The 14,447-nt window shown below is 39.0% G+C and carries 15 protein-coding genes and 1 riboswitch; of the genes, 8 read left to right on the top strand and 7 right to left on the bottom strand.

Translation table 11 applies throughout. The features are described 5' to 3' along the window. The first annotated feature begins 17 nt into the window (after nt 1-17). Complete coding sequence (locus MHI34_RS00850; RefSeq protein WP_089932086.1) at nt 18-1,271, top strand: glutathionylspermidine synthase family protein; 1,254 nt, start codon at nt 18-20, stop codon at nt 1,269-1,271. A gap of 58 nt (nt 1,272-1,329) precedes the next feature. Here the strand turns inward: MHI34_RS00850 and MHI34_RS00845 are convergent, their stop codons facing one another. Beyond that, on the bottom strand, nt 1,330-1,803 hold the full coding sequence (locus tag MHI34_RS00845; protein WP_058843284.1) for a YbaK/EbsC family protein: 474 nt from the start codon (nt 1,801-1,803) through the stop codon (nt 1,330-1,332). A 251-nt stretch (nt 1,804-2,054) separates the two neighbouring features. Between MHI34_RS00845 and MHI34_RS00840 the strand changes: the two genes are divergently transcribed. The 3 genes from MHI34_RS00840 to MHI34_RS00830 all read left to right on the top strand — a co-directional run bounded on the left by MHI34_RS00840 (nt 2,055) and on the right by MHI34_RS00830 (nt 4,112). Continuing rightward, on the top strand, nt 2,055-3,203 hold the full coding sequence (locus tag MHI34_RS00840; RefSeq protein ID WP_036127758.1) for a substrate-binding domain-containing protein: 1,149 nt from the start codon (nt 2,055-2,057) through the stop codon (nt 3,201-3,203). 31 nt (nt 3,204-3,234) lie between these two features. Beyond that, nucleotides 3,235-3,331: riboswitch (guanidine-I (ykkC/yxkD leader) on the top strand. Between the two features lie 125 nt (nt 3,332-3,456). After that, on the top strand, nt 3,457-3,798 hold the full coding sequence (locus tag MHI34_RS00835; RefSeq protein ID WP_036127755.1) for a multidrug efflux SMR transporter: 342 nt from the start codon (nt 3,457-3,459) through the stop codon (nt 3,796-3,798). Further along, nucleotides 3,798-4,112, top strand: a complete 315-nt coding sequence (locus tag MHI34_RS00830; RefSeq protein ID WP_036127751.1) for a multidrug efflux SMR transporter — start codon at nt 3,798-3,800, stop codon at nt 4,110-4,112. The genes MHI34_RS00835 and MHI34_RS00830 overlap by 1 nt, the downstream gene beginning before the upstream one ends. A gap of 46 nt (nt 4,113-4,158) precedes the next feature. Here MHI34_RS00830 and MHI34_RS00825 read toward each other — a convergent pair whose 3' ends face one another. The 4 genes from MHI34_RS00825 to MHI34_RS00810 form a co-directional block, all read right to left on the bottom strand. Continuing rightward, a complete protein-coding gene (locus tag MHI34_RS00825; RefSeq protein WP_036127748.1) occupies nt 4,159-5,043 on the bottom strand; it encodes a glycine betaine ABC transporter substrate-binding protein in 885 nt (294 codons plus the stop codon). 86 nt (nt 5,044-5,129) lie between these two features. Further along, nucleotides 5,130-5,984 (bottom strand): proline/glycine betaine ABC transporter permease, encoded by an 855-nt coding sequence (locus MHI34_RS00820; RefSeq protein WP_141903573.1) that lies wholly within the window; start codon nt 5,982-5,984, stop codon nt 5,130-5,132. Further along, nucleotides 5,977-7,176, bottom strand: a complete 1,200-nt coding sequence (locus MHI34_RS00815; protein ID WP_036127743.1) for a glycine betaine/L-proline ABC transporter ATP-binding protein — start codon at nt 7,174-7,176, stop codon at nt 5,977-5,979. Before MHI34_RS00815 ends, MHI34_RS00820 begins: the two co-directional genes overlap by 8 nt. A 158-nt stretch (nt 7,177-7,334) precedes the next feature. After that, nucleotides 7,335-7,970, bottom strand: a complete 636-nt coding sequence (locus tag MHI34_RS00810; protein WP_036127739.1) for a TrkA C-terminal domain-containing protein — start codon at nt 7,968-7,970, stop codon at nt 7,335-7,337. Between the two features lie 269 nt (nt 7,971-8,239). On the opposite strand from MHI34_RS00810, the gene MHI34_RS00805 reads away from it, so the two are divergent. Genes MHI34_RS00805 through MHI34_RS00790 form a run of 4 tightly spaced genes read left to right on the top strand, consistent with a single transcriptional unit; the run spans nt 8,240 to nt 11,761 of the window. After that, on the top strand, nt 8,240-8,971 hold the full coding sequence (locus tag MHI34_RS00805; RefSeq protein WP_089932088.1) for a GTP cyclohydrolase II: 732 nt from the start codon (nt 8,240-8,242) through the stop codon (nt 8,969-8,971). A gap of 15 nt (nt 8,972-8,986) precedes the next feature. Next, nucleotides 8,987-10,099 (top strand): bifunctional diaminohydroxyphosphoribosylaminopyrimidine deaminase/5-amino-6-(5-phosphoribosylamino)uracil reductase RibD, encoded by a 1,113-nt coding sequence (gene ribD / locus MHI34_RS00800; RefSeq protein WP_271913547.1) that lies wholly within the window; start codon nt 8,987-8,989, stop codon nt 10,097-10,099. Further along, nucleotides 10,096-11,181 (top strand): FAD-dependent oxidoreductase, encoded by a 1,086-nt coding sequence (locus MHI34_RS00795; RefSeq protein ID WP_271912618.1) that lies wholly within the window; start codon nt 10,096-10,098, stop codon nt 11,179-11,181. Before ribD ends, MHI34_RS00795 begins: the two co-directional genes overlap by 4 nt. A gap of 16 nt (nt 11,182-11,197) precedes the next feature. Next, nucleotides 11,198-11,761 (top strand): hypothetical protein, encoded by a 564-nt coding sequence (locus tag MHI34_RS00790; RefSeq protein WP_271912620.1) that lies wholly within the window; start codon nt 11,198-11,200, stop codon nt 11,759-11,761. 47 nt (nt 11,762-11,808) lie between these two features. Here MHI34_RS00790 and solA read toward each other — a convergent pair whose 3' ends face one another. Together solA and MHI34_RS00780 are read right to left on the bottom strand one after the other, a co-directional pair. Next, nucleotides 11,809-12,924, bottom strand: a complete 1,116-nt coding sequence (gene solA / locus MHI34_RS00785) for an N-methyl-L-tryptophan oxidase (protein ID WP_036127723.1) — start codon at nt 12,922-12,924, stop codon at nt 11,809-11,811. A 128-nt stretch (nt 12,925-13,052) separates the two neighbouring features. After that, a complete protein-coding gene (locus tag MHI34_RS00780; RefSeq protein ID WP_036127721.1) occupies nt 13,053-14,402 on the bottom strand; it encodes a solute carrier family 23 protein in 1,350 nt (449 codons plus the stop codon). Between the last annotated feature and the right edge of the window lie 45 nt (nt 14,403-14,447).

The following is a 14,447-nucleotide window of genomic DNA, read 5'->3' as shown; positions in this document are numbered from 1 at the left end:
GAAAGGGAGCAAATAACATGATGAATCATACACAACAACGGCAAGCGTTCTATTCAAAATTCCCAGACTTTTTTCCTGACTTTGAGGATTTAGAGTATGCGTTATATGATGTCTTAGAATTGCCAAAGCAGCAGATCGATCAACTTCACTACGCAACACAAATACTTTGGCGCATCTTTTTAAAAGTAGGGAAACAATTTAAGCATTTGTCGATTGATCAACTTTTAGCGTTAGGGATTCGCCCTGAAATGATACCGTATATTCAATTAGACTATTTACAACAGCAATCTGTTTTGGCGCGATTTGACTTTGTTTGTACAGAGGAGGGCCACATTAAATGTCTAGAGTTGAATGGAGAAACACCGTTCCTTGTACAAGAAACCTTCGAGATAAATGAGGCACTTTGTCAGCATCTTGGCTATAACAATCCAAATGATACAATAGCTTTACAAAAAACATTGTCAGGTGCGCTTTTTGCTGCCATGCAATATTTACATAATGTTAAAAAGCCAAAGGTTGTCATCACGGGTAAAGCAGCCAAAGAGGATTATGAGGAGTATTGCCAGGTACAGTTTATTAAGCGCTGTATTCCTTTTGATATTGAGTATGTACCTATCCAGGATCTCATCATATTTACTAGTGATACACCACATATAGTACAAGGTCTTTATACACCTGCAATGGAGAAAATCGATATATTATTTCGACCTGCACATCCTGTAGAGTTTTTAATGGATGATGTAGCATCAGATGGTGATCGCATTGGGCTGCATTTGTTAGAACTTGTCAAAAAACGACAGTTAGCTATCATTAATCCGCCTGCTGCTTATGTATTACAATCGAAAATCTTATTGTGGTTAATATGGGAGCGGAGAAACGATCCTTTACTCTTTACCGCTGAGGAACGGGTAGCTATTCAGCAATATATGCTACCAACCTATCTTTCAGCTGAGCCGTTTATTCGTAATAATCTTCCTTATGTGAAGAAGCCTGTTTATTCTCGGGAAGGAAATACAGTAGAAATTTACGCAGCAAGTGGGCAGAAAATAAATGCCTCCACATCCACACATTATGATGATAATTTATTTATTTTCCAACAGTATGTGGAGATGCCTAGCATGACAATTCAATTAAAAGAAGGATATCAGACTAAAAAATGGCTAATAGGTTCATTTGTTGCTGACAATCGAGCATGTGGTTTAAGCTGTCGTGTCGGTAATCAAATAACAGAATGGGATTCACATTGGCTAGCTGTGGGTTATAGGGACTAACAAATCTAGTTTTGTAGAAGTGGCGAGACTGTTAATAGTCTCGCCAATCGTTTAGTCCTTATTCATTCCAGCCTTTACAGACATCAATCCATTCTTTATAGGGGGCATACGTTTCGAGTTCTGAAATCGTTACCTCAATGGCAGAATTGCTGCTACCACATGCAGGAAAAACAGTGGTAAAACGTTTCAGAGATTCATCTAAATAAATGGCTACACCTTCGTTCACACCAAAAGGGCAAACACCTCCGACATCATGACCAATCATCGTCTCCACATCGTCTTTGGATAACATCTTTGCCTTTGTACCAAACATTGCTTTATATTTTGCATTATCGATTTTAGCATCCCCTGCAGCAACAATTAATACCGCGCCATCATTCACAAGAAAAGATAATGATTTTGCGATGCGTTCGGGCTCGCAGCCAAGGGCCTGCGCTGCTAATTCAACAGTCGCTGAGCTTTCTTCCAGCTCTTGTATTTTGTGCTCAACATGCCATTTTGCTAAATGACTACGTACTTTTTCAATCGCCATATGTACATTCCTCCTACTTTTATCACTGACGCCTCGTCATAATGGTGTCCTGATTCATTCGAGCTTGCTCTTCAAAAGCTCCTCTCCCTTTAAAGAGGGACTTTTCCGTTTTTTTTGTAAAAACAAAAGCAGTCGTTAAATCAAGATAAATTTAATTTTAGCATAATTTTCAGAATATATAGTTGTGAATGCTCTATCTTTCAAGTATGCTAACTATAGGGAGTGTAAAATTACACTAAAAGGGGGTTCCAATGTTCAAGTTTATACAAATCGTATCTGTGTTGATTGGTTTATCAGTAGTGACATTAATGGTTGCATTGATTATCACACTGAATGGCAGCATTCATTTGATACAGTTAGTTTGGACAGTACCTGTTTGTTTATTTGTCCTGTTTATTTGTAGTGTATTTAAATGGACCAACACCAAAAGACGAAGAGGATGGTTATTTGGAGTAATGGGTATTGCCTTATTAATAGCTTCCATCAAACCAATCCAACATTATTATAAAATGAGCATTCCTACTGTTGATGCGGAAATTGATGTATCTGCCTATCAGCCATTTACGCTGGGCAATAAAGTGATAAAGCCTGACACAAAAGCATCCTTACAATTGACCGAGTCATTACCAAGATTAGATGGTGCAACAGCCATGTATCCTTTGTATGCGGCTTTTGTAGAGGCTACTTATCCCAAAGGTGACTATCAGCCAGATACTAGTAGAGTTCAAGTAAGCCGAACACCTGAAGCCTATCAAAATTTAATAGCAGGAGATGTGGATCTTATCTTTGCAGCAGCACCGTCCACCTCACAAGAGTGGCAAGCAGAAAAGGAAGGTCTTACATTTGACATGACACCAATTGGACGTGAAGCATTTGTCTTCTTCGTGCATCATAAAAACAGTGTGGATAATGTCACGCTTGAGCAGGTGAAGAAAATATACGCTGGTGAAATAACCAATTGGCATGAGGTCGGTGGGGAGAATGAGCCAATCCGTGCTTTTCAACGCCCAGCAGATAGTGGAAGTCAAACAACATTAGAAAAATTGATGGGCAATACGCCAATTATGGCGGCGCCTTCTGAAGATATTGTGTCGGGAATGGGAGGAATCATTCGTGAAGTATCACAATATCGAAATTATAAAAACGCAATGGGCTTTACGTTTAGATATTATTCTACAGAGATGGTCGGTAATCAAAAAATCAAATTACTATCCATTGACGGGGTAGCCCCAACAAAAGAAACGATTCAAAATGATACATATCCTTTAGTTGCTGAATTTTATGCCATCACAGCCGGAACAGAAAATCAAAATACGCAGAAACTTATTGAATGGATACTTTCTGAGGAAGGGCAAGCGATGGTTGAAAGGGTCGGCTATGTACCAGTGGAAAATTATTAAAAGGTTTGCTATACTAAGAGCAACAATCGAATGAAAAGTTTTCTAGGGTTCCGTAGCTTTTGCTAGTCTGGTCCGAGAGAAAACCACAAATTAATTTTGTGACACGGAAGGATAAAAGCCTGGGAGATACTGTTTAATGACAGTTTCTTCAGGCTTTTTTGTTTGGCTAAAATCATGTTATTTGGCGAAAGCTGAGGAAGGTGCTTTATCAATCAGTTAATCGACCGTGTCTCATAAAATGGAGGGATTTAGGATGAATAAACAGTGGATCAGTGTCATTATAGCGGCTTGCTTTGAAGTAGGCTGGGTCATTGGTTTAAAGCATGCAACGAGTGTGCTGGAATGGATTGGGACAGTTATTGCTATTTTTATTAGTTTTTATTTACTCATAAAAGCGGGGGAGCATTTACCTGTTGGTACGGTATACGCTGTCTTTGTTGGATTAGGGACAGCGGGGACTGTTTGTGCAGATAGCTTGTTGTTTGGGGAGCCGTGGAAATTAGCCAAAATAATATGTATTGTTGTTTTACTTGCAGGAGTTGTGGGCTTAAAGCTTGTAACGGGAGAGCCGAAGGAACAAGAGGTGAATGAATAATGGCATGGATGGCATTAGTTATGGCAGGGTTATGTGAGATGATGGGCGTATATATGATTAGTAAATATAATAAAACAAAGACTATAAAAAATTTAGGGCTGCTGATTTTTGCATTTACCTTAAGTTTTGCGGGTCTTGCTTATGCGATGGAAACATTACCAATGGGTACTGCCTATGCTATTTGGACAGGAATTGGAGCAGCTGGGGGAGCACTACTGGGTATGTTATTTTTTAATGAATCAAAGGATTGGAGACGGATGGTTTGCATTGTACTTGTTTTAGGAGCAGCCATTATGTTGAAGCTATTGTCGTAAGAAAAAATGCACTTCCCCTTGTAAAAGTGGAAGTGCATTTTTTATATTATTTTTTTACGTCTTTTGTCCATTCTGCTACTTTATCTGGATTAGCTTCCACCCATTCTTTTGCAGCCTCTTTTGGATCTTTGCCATCCATTACTTCAAGCATGACACTTTCTAAATCCTCTGCAGTCCAGTGGAAGTTATCAAGCACCGAGTATACATCTGGTAAATCTTCTTTTAAGCCTTTACGAGCGAATGTATTAATTGTTTCTTCTCCACCATATACACCTTTTGGATCTTCTAAGTATTTAAGATCATATTTTGCAAATTTCCAGTGTGGTGACCAACCAGTTACAATGATTTCTTCTTTATTTTTTAACGCTTTTGCCAATGAAGTTGTCATGGCACCAGAAGAAGATGTAATAAAGTTCCAATCTGCTAAATTATCATATTCTCCTAAAGCTTTTTCTGTAGCAGCAGTAATACCAGCACCAGGCTCGATACCTGTAATAGTATGATCAGCTTCATTTGTTAAATCTTCAATAGAATTTACATTCATATAACTTGGGACAACTAAGCCAATTTTTGCACCAGCAAGGTTTTCGCCAAGCTCATCTAAATTAGCTTTATATTTCTCATATTGTGAGGCGTGTGTATGTGGTAACCATGCCGCTACCATTCCATCAGCCTCTCCTTTCGAAACAGCCTCCCACATAATCGCATTATCCAAAGGAGTTAATGCTACATCATAGCCTAAATCTTCGAGTACTTGACCCACGACATTCGTTGATGCGATTTCTGTATCCCATTCAACATAGGCTAAGTTGACCTCCTTAGAATCACTGTTTTTACCAGAGCTTGACCCTGTGTCGCCTCCACTACATGCAGCAAGCATGAGGCCTAGACCTAGAGCCATTCCTAACTTAGATAGTGTTTTCAGTTTCATCGAATCTCCCTTTCTATTCATCGTTTTGTATCAAACTGCCGACACCCATCGCTTGATGGCTGCAGGCGAGAAAGATTAACTATATTCTATACAGCTTTCTTTTTATTGAAGCTTTGTGTTAAACGGTCAATGATAATCGCAAAAATAACTAAGCCTAAGCCTGCAACGAAGCCATTCCCAACTTGTGTACGCTGTAAGGCTGTTAATACTTCACGTCCTAGACCTGGAGCCCCAATCATAGAGGCGATAACTACCATAGAAAGTGATAGCATAACGGTTTGGTTAATTCCTGCCATAATCGTTGATTTCGCAAGAGGAATTTCTACTTTAAATAGTTTTTGACTAGCCTTACTACCATAAGAGTCTGCGGCTTCTACTAATTCCTTTGGTACCTGACGAATACCTAGGTTTGTCATACGTACAGTTGGGGGTAAAGCAAAAATAACAGAAGCAAAGACACCAGGCACAATCCCGATACCGAAGAAGGCAACTGCTGGGATTAGGTACACAAAGCCAGGCATTGTTTGCATGAAATCGAGTATTGGTTTAATAATGTTTTCAGCTATTGTTGATTTGGACATTAGAATACCAAGTGGAATACCGATGATGATGGATATAATACTTGAAAAGATTACAAGCGTGGTTGTCTCCATAAGGTGAGTCCATAATCCTTGGTTATAGATAAACAGCAAGCCTATTAATGAAAATGCGGCAAGCCCGAATTTTTTACCAGCTACAAAGAAGGCAAATATCACGACAAGTAATATAAGAATAATGGCTGGGATACTAATTAGTAAATCAGTGACCTGATTCATGAGTAGTTTTCCAAATTGTTGAATCGTGTTAAAGAACGCTGAAAAATTACTCGTCAACCAGTCCATAGCTGATTCAACCCACGTAGCTAGTGGAATTGTTGGAATATTATCTAAAAAATTATTCATGTGCTTCGGCCTCCTCATCGCTCGTTGACAGTGCTTGGATGACAACGCCTCTAATCAGAACACCCAGTAAGCGGTCATCTTTGACAACTGCAATAGGAGTAGGTGAATTATAGATCATTCCTAAAATATCCTGTAAAAGCATATCTGGCGGAACAGTTAACACCTCTGATTGCACAATAGAATGGACTGTTTGTTCATGTTTTTTAGCTGCAGCCAGTGCATCATCAGCTGTAATAAAGCCTTTTAAATGTCTATTTTTATCAACAGCCATTAATAAACTGACAGCCTCTTGACGCATACGTTTAAGCGCTACTTTAGGACCGTCAAGGTCTACATTGACATAAACAGGACGCACCATAACGTTTTCTGCTGTTAATACTTTCGAACGGTCCACATCTTCCACGAATGTTTTGACATAGTCATTGGCTGGATTGGTTAATATTTCTTCTCCTGTACCAATCTGAATGATTGAACCATCCTTCATAATGGCGATGCGATCCCCAATACGTAATGCTTCATTTAAATCATGTGTAATGAATAAAATAGTTTTCTTCAATTTTTGTTGTAGATCAAGTAGCTCATCTTGCATTTCTTTACGGATCAATGGATCCAGTGCAGAAAAAGCTTCATCCATTAATAGTATTTCAGGATCGTTGGCAAGGGCACGTGCTAACCCAACACGTTGCTGCATACCACCTGATAATTGACTTGGGTATTGATCTTTGTATGCGAGTAATCCAGCATTTTCGAGAGCCTGTTCCGCTTTTGCTTGGCGTTCTTGCTTTGAAATACCTCGAACTTCAAGGCCATATTCGGTATTTTGAAGTAATGTGCGATGGGGGAATAAACCGAAGTTTTGAAAAACCATACTCATTTTATTTCTTCTGACAGTCCGTAGACTTTCTTTTCCCATAGTAGAAATATTTTCTCCATCGATATATATATTTCCGCTCGTTGGTTCAATAAGGCGGTTTAAGAGCCGTATAAGTGTTGATTTACCACTTCCTGACAGTCCCATGATCACGAAGATTTCTCCTTCGTTGACCGTAAAGCTTGCATCGTATACACCAACAGTCGCACCTGTTTCTTTTAAGATATCAGTTTTACTTTTTTGCTGTTTAACGAGTTCTAGTGCTTGGGGAATATGTTTACCAAACACTTTTGATACGTGTTCTATTTTAATTTTTTCCATAGAAGCACTCCTTTCGTAGATTATTACTATGTGAGGATAATGATACCCAAAAATAAACAAGTAACAACCTTACTGTAACAAAGGGTTGTTACTTTTGTCAAATCGACTAATAAGAAAAAAACCGTTTAAACGCTGTTATATCAGCGTTTAAACGGTTTTTAATTTGGATATAAAAAGCTTTGAACTCTGGCGAAGCTTTCATCATTTCCGACAAAATAAATAATGTCACCTTCCTCAAATGAGACATAAGGACCAGGGGATAGTAATAATTCATTGCCACGTCGTATACCAACAATGGTGCTTGATGTATTTTGCCAAAAATTTAAGGTTTGTACAGTTTGATGAATGCATGGACTATCAGCTGTCATTTCTAATTGATAAGGAATGAATGGATTGACCGAACGGTAATGCTCAGTGCGGCTAATGAGCTGCTTTGCCTTGTCCTGTAAATTAATTAATTCATGATGCTGCTTTTGAATACTCGTCAATAGTTCATTTTGTATTTCGTGAATGGATTGAACATCATGAAACTGTCTGACGAATTGTGCTGCTTTTTCATACGATTTAATAATTACGCCGCTACCTTTAGAAGCCTCAACAATTTCTAAGTCTTGTAACACGGCAATGGCTCTTCTCGCAGTCTCTGCTGAAACATTGTATTGACTTGCAAGAGAGGATCTTGCGTATATTTTATCGCCAATGCGGTATTTTCTTTCTACGATCTTAGAGGCAAGGTCGATGGCTATTTGTTGATATTTTGGCTGTTTTACTTGAACATTTTTTTCTAAGTTCATTTTAAACTTCCTTTCGTCATTACAGTACCACAGCTTATTATAGACTAGCCTGCACAGAAAAAATAGCACCTCCATAAGCTAGTGGTATATGATGAAAAAGTAATGCTAAAATTTTGGTATCTATCATTTATATTAAAAGAATAATAGCTGTTGTTTGACACTTTTTAGTTATTATTATAAACTAAGTTACGTTATGTAAGTGATGTAAAAATACATGTGCTCAGTTGGCGAATTCAGCCAACTGTTTCTATAGAAGGTTGGAGATTAATATGACAATTACGACTAAAGTTATGGACTTAGTGAAGGATAAAATGACAATCGTGAAGCATACAAATACAGAAAATATTTGTCTAGTTGGCCCAGTAAATTTGCCTGTAAAACAAGGCGATTTTTCTGCATCATTTCAATGGTATAACTGGCTAACAGTTGATGCAAATTTAACGAAAGAGGAAATTATTGATGGTTTAGCAAATGCCAATTTAGCATTTTTGCAACAATCATCTGTGCTGGTGTATGGTGATTTTACCCATTCCGAGGATGCTTTAATCCGAATGCATAGTATTTGTCACACTGGTGACATCTTTGGCAGTCAGCGCTGTGATTGTGGCTACCAGTTGCATGAATCCATGAAAATGATCGCAGAGCACGGCTGTGGCGCTATATTTTATTTAGCCGATCATGAAGGTCGTGGCATAGGGTTATTCTCTAAATCTCTTGCTTATTTATTACAAGAGGAAGGGCTAGATACAGTAGAAGCAAATCATGCACTCGGCTTCCCAGATGATACTCGCTCATATGACGAGGCACTTGCGGTATTAGCTACTCTACGCACAAAACCTGTCACACTTATTACAAATAATCCGAAGAAATTGGCTGCTTTACAGGCTCGCGGTATGGCTGCCGAAGGGCATGTTCCATTATGGGGCGGTTTGACAGAGACGAATCGTTTTTATTTAGAAACAAAAGTTGAAAAATCTGGACATATGCGCGAAAAACAATAGGTGGAGGTTGTGATGATGGCAAATGTTGATGAAAAGTATATGCAATTAGCACTCGATTTAGCAGCGAGTGCCAAAGGAAATACGAACCCTAATCCACTTGTTGGGGCTGTGATCGTGAAGAATGGCGTAATTGTAGGCACGGGCTTACACAGAAAAGCAGGTGAACCACATGCTGAAGTGCATGCTTTTCGTATGGCTGGAGAGCATGCACAAGATGCTACATTATATGTAACGTTAGAGCCTTGTTCGCATTATGGGAAGACACCACCTTGTGCGAAGCTAGTGAAGGAATCTGGTGTAAGTCGAGTTGTGGTAGCCATGCAAGATCCAAACCCAGCTGTAGCAGGGCAAGGCATTCAATTGCTACGGGATGCGGGAATAGTAGTTGAGGTGGGAGTTTTGGAGCAACAAGCTCGCCGTGTTAATGAACGTTTCATCCACAATATGCTGACACAACGCCCATTTGTTATTTCCAAATTTGCTATGACTTTAGATGGGAAAATTGCCACACATACAGGGCATTCTAAATGGGTAACTGGCGAGGCTGCACGTGAGGATGTTCACTATATTCGCCATGAAGTAGATGGAATTTTAGTCGGTGTGGGTACAGTCATTGCTGACAATCCTACTTTAACAACAAGATTAAAAGAAGGATACGGAAAAAATCCAACACGTATTATTATGGATAGTTCTCTACGCACACCCGATTATGCAAATGTGTTAAATACGGAGGAAGCACATACGATTCTTGTATGTAGTGAGGACGTAAGCCAAGAAAAAATGAAGCGATTTACAGACAAAGGTGTGACGGTTTTACCAGTACGTAAAAATGAATATGGACTTCAGCTTGATGATATGCTTGAAAAGCTTTATACACATGGCATTACGGATATTTTGCTCGAAGGAGGAAGTAAAATAAATGCTTCTTTTTTACAGCAAGAAGCGATCGACAAATATGTGGTGTATATAGCGCCTAAAGTTCTCGGTGGGAATCTATCATTAACACCGTTTGCTGGTTATAGTCCTTCTCAAATGAATGAGGCATGGAATGTTGAATGGACTTCATTTGATAAGGTAGGCGAGGATTTGCGTATTATTGCTTATCCAAAGCAAGGTGAAGAAAAGTGAACTATCAAGCAGATGTTTGTATAGTAGGGGCAGGACCAGCTGGCGCACTGTTAGCCTACTTACTAGCCAAAAAAGGGCTAACAGTGATCCTACTTGAGCAAAACGCAGCACTTGGTCAGTCATTTCGAGGCGAGCACTTAAATGAAGAGGGCGAGGCTGTTTTAAAAAATCATCATCTTTTTGAGGCAGTTGAGTCACACGGTATATTACGAATGGAGAAGCTGGAGTATTACGCAGATGGTAACGCCTTTAAAACGATTTTTCCTGATGAAGCAGTAGGTCATTTAGGCATACATGTCCCACAAGCTCATTTATTAAAGGGAATTTTACAAAATACACGGCCGTTTCCCAACTTTACATGCTTGCTACATACAAAGGTAACAAAGCTCATCGTAGACACTTCTGGTCATTATAGAGGAGTTATAGCAATAAAAAATGGAAACACTATTAAAATTGATAGCCAATTAATTATTGGTGCAGATGGTCGCTATTCTACCATTCGTAAGGAAGCACATATTGATGTTCAGAAACAGAAACATGGCTTTGATTTACTATGGGCTAAAATTCCTGCACCCCAAAATTGGGAACCTTCGATAAAAATGGCACTAATCGATGATAAGCAGCTGTCATTGTTTACGCAAGTTGGTGGTTATATTCAAATAGGCTGGAATATCGAACAGGGTAGTTTCCCTCAGCTGCGCAAACAAGCTTTTACTCCTTTTATCCAGCAGCTTACAACACAATTTCCACTATTAGCTAATACAGTACAAGAGCATATTCAATCTTGGAAAGATTTTGTGTTATTAGATGTTTTCAGTAGTCACTGTGACTGTTGGGGTACCCAGGGCATTGTATTGTTAGGTGATGCTGTCCATACGATGACACCAACTGGGGCATTTGGATTAAATAGTGCTCTAAAGGATGCCGATTGTTTGGCATCTTTGCTAAATAAAGACACGTTAGCACAATTTAATGTACAAGATTTTCAACAAATGCGTAAGCAAGCCATTGAGGAAGTATTAGCAAAACAAATTGAAAAAGAGCAAACATTTGCTTCTAACTTTATAAATAAGGCTTCTTGAAAGGGCGAACAACTAGATGAAATTTGGCTTTGATATAGATGACACTTTAATTGATTTACGAGCACACGCTTTTTTACTCTATAATAAAAAACTAGGTAAAAATGTTTCCTTTAAAACCTTTCAAGCCTTACAACGTGTAGAAATACATGAGCCTTTTGGTTTAACAGACGAAGAAGGTTATGCAATGTGGAATAGTACAATGGAGGAGATTTATTTTACGGACTGTCCTTCTTTTGAGGGGGCAATAAAAACGCTCCAAGCTCTAGCGGCGCAAGGGCATGATATTTACTATATTACATCTCGTCCCAAACAATACTGTGCACAAACAAGAGCATGGATGGAGGCGCAAGGTTTTCCAATAACGGACGGTCATTTTTTCTGTGGAATGCAGGATGCAGAAAAAGTCAATATTATAAAAGAGCTTGCGTTAGATGTTTATGTAGATGATAAACCAACAGTGCTGGAAACACTTCATGATGTGACAACAAAGGTGATCTTAAAAAATCAATCCTATAACCAGCATGTGAATCTTCCACGTTTATATGATTGGCAAGAGTTTCAAGTGCTGATACAAAAATAAAAGATTGGTACAACGATTATGCGTTCGTTGTACCAATCTTTATTTTTTTAAAATCGATTCAACTTAAAGGTTGATAAATCCTGTTTACTTTTGCCATCTACAATTAATTCCGCTAGTACTTCCCCTACAGCGCTACTAAATTTAAAGCCATGGCCCGAAAAACCTGCAGCAATAATAATATTTTGATGTTTAGGCAAAAAGTCAATTATAAAATCTTCATCAGGAGTCATCGAATACTTGCATGTTTTGCCGTATTTTATTGCACCATGCTTGGGCATAAACTGATGAATGAAATTTTGTAAATCAACAAGATCTGCATCATCAAATGGGCGCAAAGGAGTATTTGGATTGATCACTTCGCCACCATCATGTCGCCCAAGTTTTAATCCTGCTCCATCAATACTAGGAAAGCCGTAGTAGGTTGAATCTGCAAATTCAAAGCAATAGGCTGGGAAATTTTCATCACGATAAAGCTCCTCATCTGCCTCAAACCATGCAAACGTTTTACGTGTTGGGGTAACTGGGATGGTTACGCCCATCGTTTGTAGTAACTCGGTTGCCCATGCACCAGCCGTCACTATTAAGTGCTTTGCTTTGTAAAGGTTATGTACAGTTTGCACCTGTACAATTTCTCCAGCTTGAATAGCAAGTACTTTTTCATTCGTCTGTAAGCTTGCACCAGCCTCTAACGCCAATTTTTGATATGCTCGAATACATGCTTCTACCCGAAGGACGCCTGCTGTCGGCTCAAAGCAAGCCACTAAATCTTCTGGCAAGAATAGCCCTGGCCATTTGTTCATCGCTTCCGCTGCTGAATAATGTTCGAGTGCTAAATCATAGAGTGCTGAGCTTGCCTTGACATTCTGAATAAAGTCACAGGTTGGTTCTCCAATATTGACTACGCCAGTTTGTAAAAATAAGTTCTCATTGGCTAAAGACTCTAGCTCTTGCCAAAGCTCACCAGCTCTTTTTACAAAAGGTACATAGCTAGCCCCTTCACCATAAGCAAAGCGAATGATTCTTGTATCTCCATGATGACTACCTTCTTCATGCGGGGGAGTAAAGGCATCTAGCATAAGAACTTTGTTACCTTTCTTTGCTAAATAATAACCAGCCGCCATCCCCATGGAGCCAGCACCAACTATTATGACATCATATACCATTCTGAATCCCTACTTTTTTGCTCTAGTATAACAGATTAGCAGGGAAGGAAACAGAAATTTTAGAAAATAAATAGGCACAACACCTGCAATCCAAATGGACTAGAGGTGCTATGCATTGTAGATACTTGCTATTTTGAGCTTGGTAGAATTTTATTAAGGAAAATCGCTACTAGCGCAGCGGTTGCGATAGGCGATCCAAATAAATATTGAACGGTTGTAGGTAGTGAATAAAGGAAATCATCAGGCAATAATGTCAGAGCTAACGTTAAAATGACAGGAATCGCAATGACATACATTTCCTTTTCGCCAATATGTTCATTTTTCATCACCTGTAATCCGCTGATGGCAATAATGCCACAGACGATGACAAATACACCACCAATGACTGCTGAAGGAATGGCTGAAATAAGTGCCGCTAATTTACCAGAGAAGCCGAAGATGATAAACCAAATACCTGCTGCTATAAATACTCGACGGCTCGCAATCCCTGTAATTGAGATAACACCTGCATTTGTAGAGTAACCCGTCACAGGTGTAGAGCCTAGTAATGAAGCAATAAAACAGCCAATGCCTTCACCAATAACGCCTCGATTAATTTGTTGATCTGTTAATGGTTTGTCGATGACATTGCTAATGGCAAACCATGTTCCTGTTGTTTCCGCCATTAAGACAATATAAATAATGACCATTGTGATAATGGCTGAAATATTAAAGCTAAAGCCGAAATCTGCAAATGGAATTTGCGGCATACTAAACCATTTTGCTTGTGATACAGGAGATAAATCTAAAACACCCATCCTATTTGCCGCAATACTGCCGCCGATTAAGGCAATGATGACAGATGCAATACGGAATAGACGCCCTTTTTGGTGGAAGACTGTCCCTAACATGACACAAATGATTAATACAATGGCTGAAATCAAAGCTAAATAGATGTTCTGATTAATGGATGCACCTGCTCCATTAAAAATATTATCACTTAAACCGACAGGCATTAAGGAAAGACCGACAACAAAGATAATCGTACCGCCAACAATCGGTGGAATAAATGTTTGAACAATTTTATTGAAAATGCCTGTATAGCCTAAAATAATGACGCAAATAGCACCGATTAAGCTGGCACCTAGCACAGTGCTCCAGCCTAAATCACCACTGCCACTTGCCGCATAGATTCCAACAATAGCCCCTAGTGGAACATAGGAAGGGCCTTGTGCCATCGGTAATTTCATACAAAAATGGGTTTGTACAATAGTCGCAATTCCTGCCGCAATAAAGGTGGATTGAATTAATGCACCTGCCTGCCCTGTTTGTAGACCAATGAGCATGGCAATTAAAAATGGCACAACGTAAACATCCATGGCCATGACATGCTGTAAACCTAGTAGAGCTGATTGGCTGAACGAGATTTTTTCATCTGGTAATACGGTTAATTGTGTTTTTCTTGTTTCGTTTGTTCGTTTACTATGTTGCGTTTTCACGAAGTTGTACACCTCAAAATGATAGATTTTTAATGAATAAGAGAA

Source organism: Lysinibacillus sp. FSL L8-0126, from assembly GCF_038630385.1.
Classification (GTDB): Bacteria; Bacillota; Bacilli; order Bacillales_A; family Planococcaceae; genus Lysinibacillus; species Lysinibacillus fusiformis_D.
Note: the sequence above shows the minus strand (reverse complement) of the source record. Positions and strands in the feature narration are given on the sequence as shown.

Coding starts and splice junctions, on each gene's coding strand:
- MHI34_RS00850 (WP_089932086.1), top strand. CDS start 18: ATGATGAATCATACACAACAACGGCAAGCGTTCTATTCAAAATTCCCA.
- MHI34_RS00840 (WP_036127758.1), top strand. CDS start 2,055: ATGTTCAAGTTTATACAAATCGTATCTGTGTTGATTGGTTTATCAGTA.
- solA (WP_036127723.1), bottom strand. CDS start 12,924: ATGGTATATGATGTCATAATAGTTGGTGCTGGCTCCATGGGGATGGCG.
- MHI34_RS00830 (WP_036127751.1), top strand. CDS start 3,798: ATGGCATGGATGGCATTAGTTATGGCAGGGTTATGTGAGATGATGGGC.
- ribD (WP_271913547.1), top strand. CDS start 8,987: ATGGCAAATGTTGATGAAAAGTATATGCAATTAGCACTCGATTTAGCA.
- MHI34_RS00825 (WP_036127748.1), bottom strand. CDS start 5,043: ATGAAACTGAAAACACTATCTAAGTTAGGAATGGCTCTAGGTCTAGGC.
- MHI34_RS00790 (WP_271912620.1), top strand. CDS start 11,198: ATGAAATTTGGCTTTGATATAGATGACACTTTAATTGATTTACGAGCA.
- MHI34_RS00835 (WP_036127755.1), top strand. CDS start 3,457: ATGAATAAACAGTGGATCAGTGTCATTATAGCGGCTTGCTTTGAAGTA.
- MHI34_RS00820 (WP_141903573.1), bottom strand. CDS start 5,984: ATGAATAATTTTTTAGATAATATTCCAACAATTCCACTAGCTACGTGG.
- MHI34_RS00810 (WP_036127739.1), bottom strand. CDS start 7,970: ATGAACTTAGAAAAAAATGTTCAAGTAAAACAGCCAAAATATCAACAA.
- MHI34_RS00805 (WP_089932088.1), top strand. CDS start 8,240: ATGACAATTACGACTAAAGTTATGGACTTAGTGAAGGATAAAATGACA.
- MHI34_RS00845 (WP_058843284.1), bottom strand. CDS start 1,803: ATGGCGATTGAAAAAGTACGTAGTCATTTAGCAAAATGGCATGTTGAG.
- MHI34_RS00815 (WP_036127743.1), bottom strand. CDS start 7,176: ATGGAAAAAATTAAAATAGAACACGTATCAAAAGTGTTTGGTAAACAT.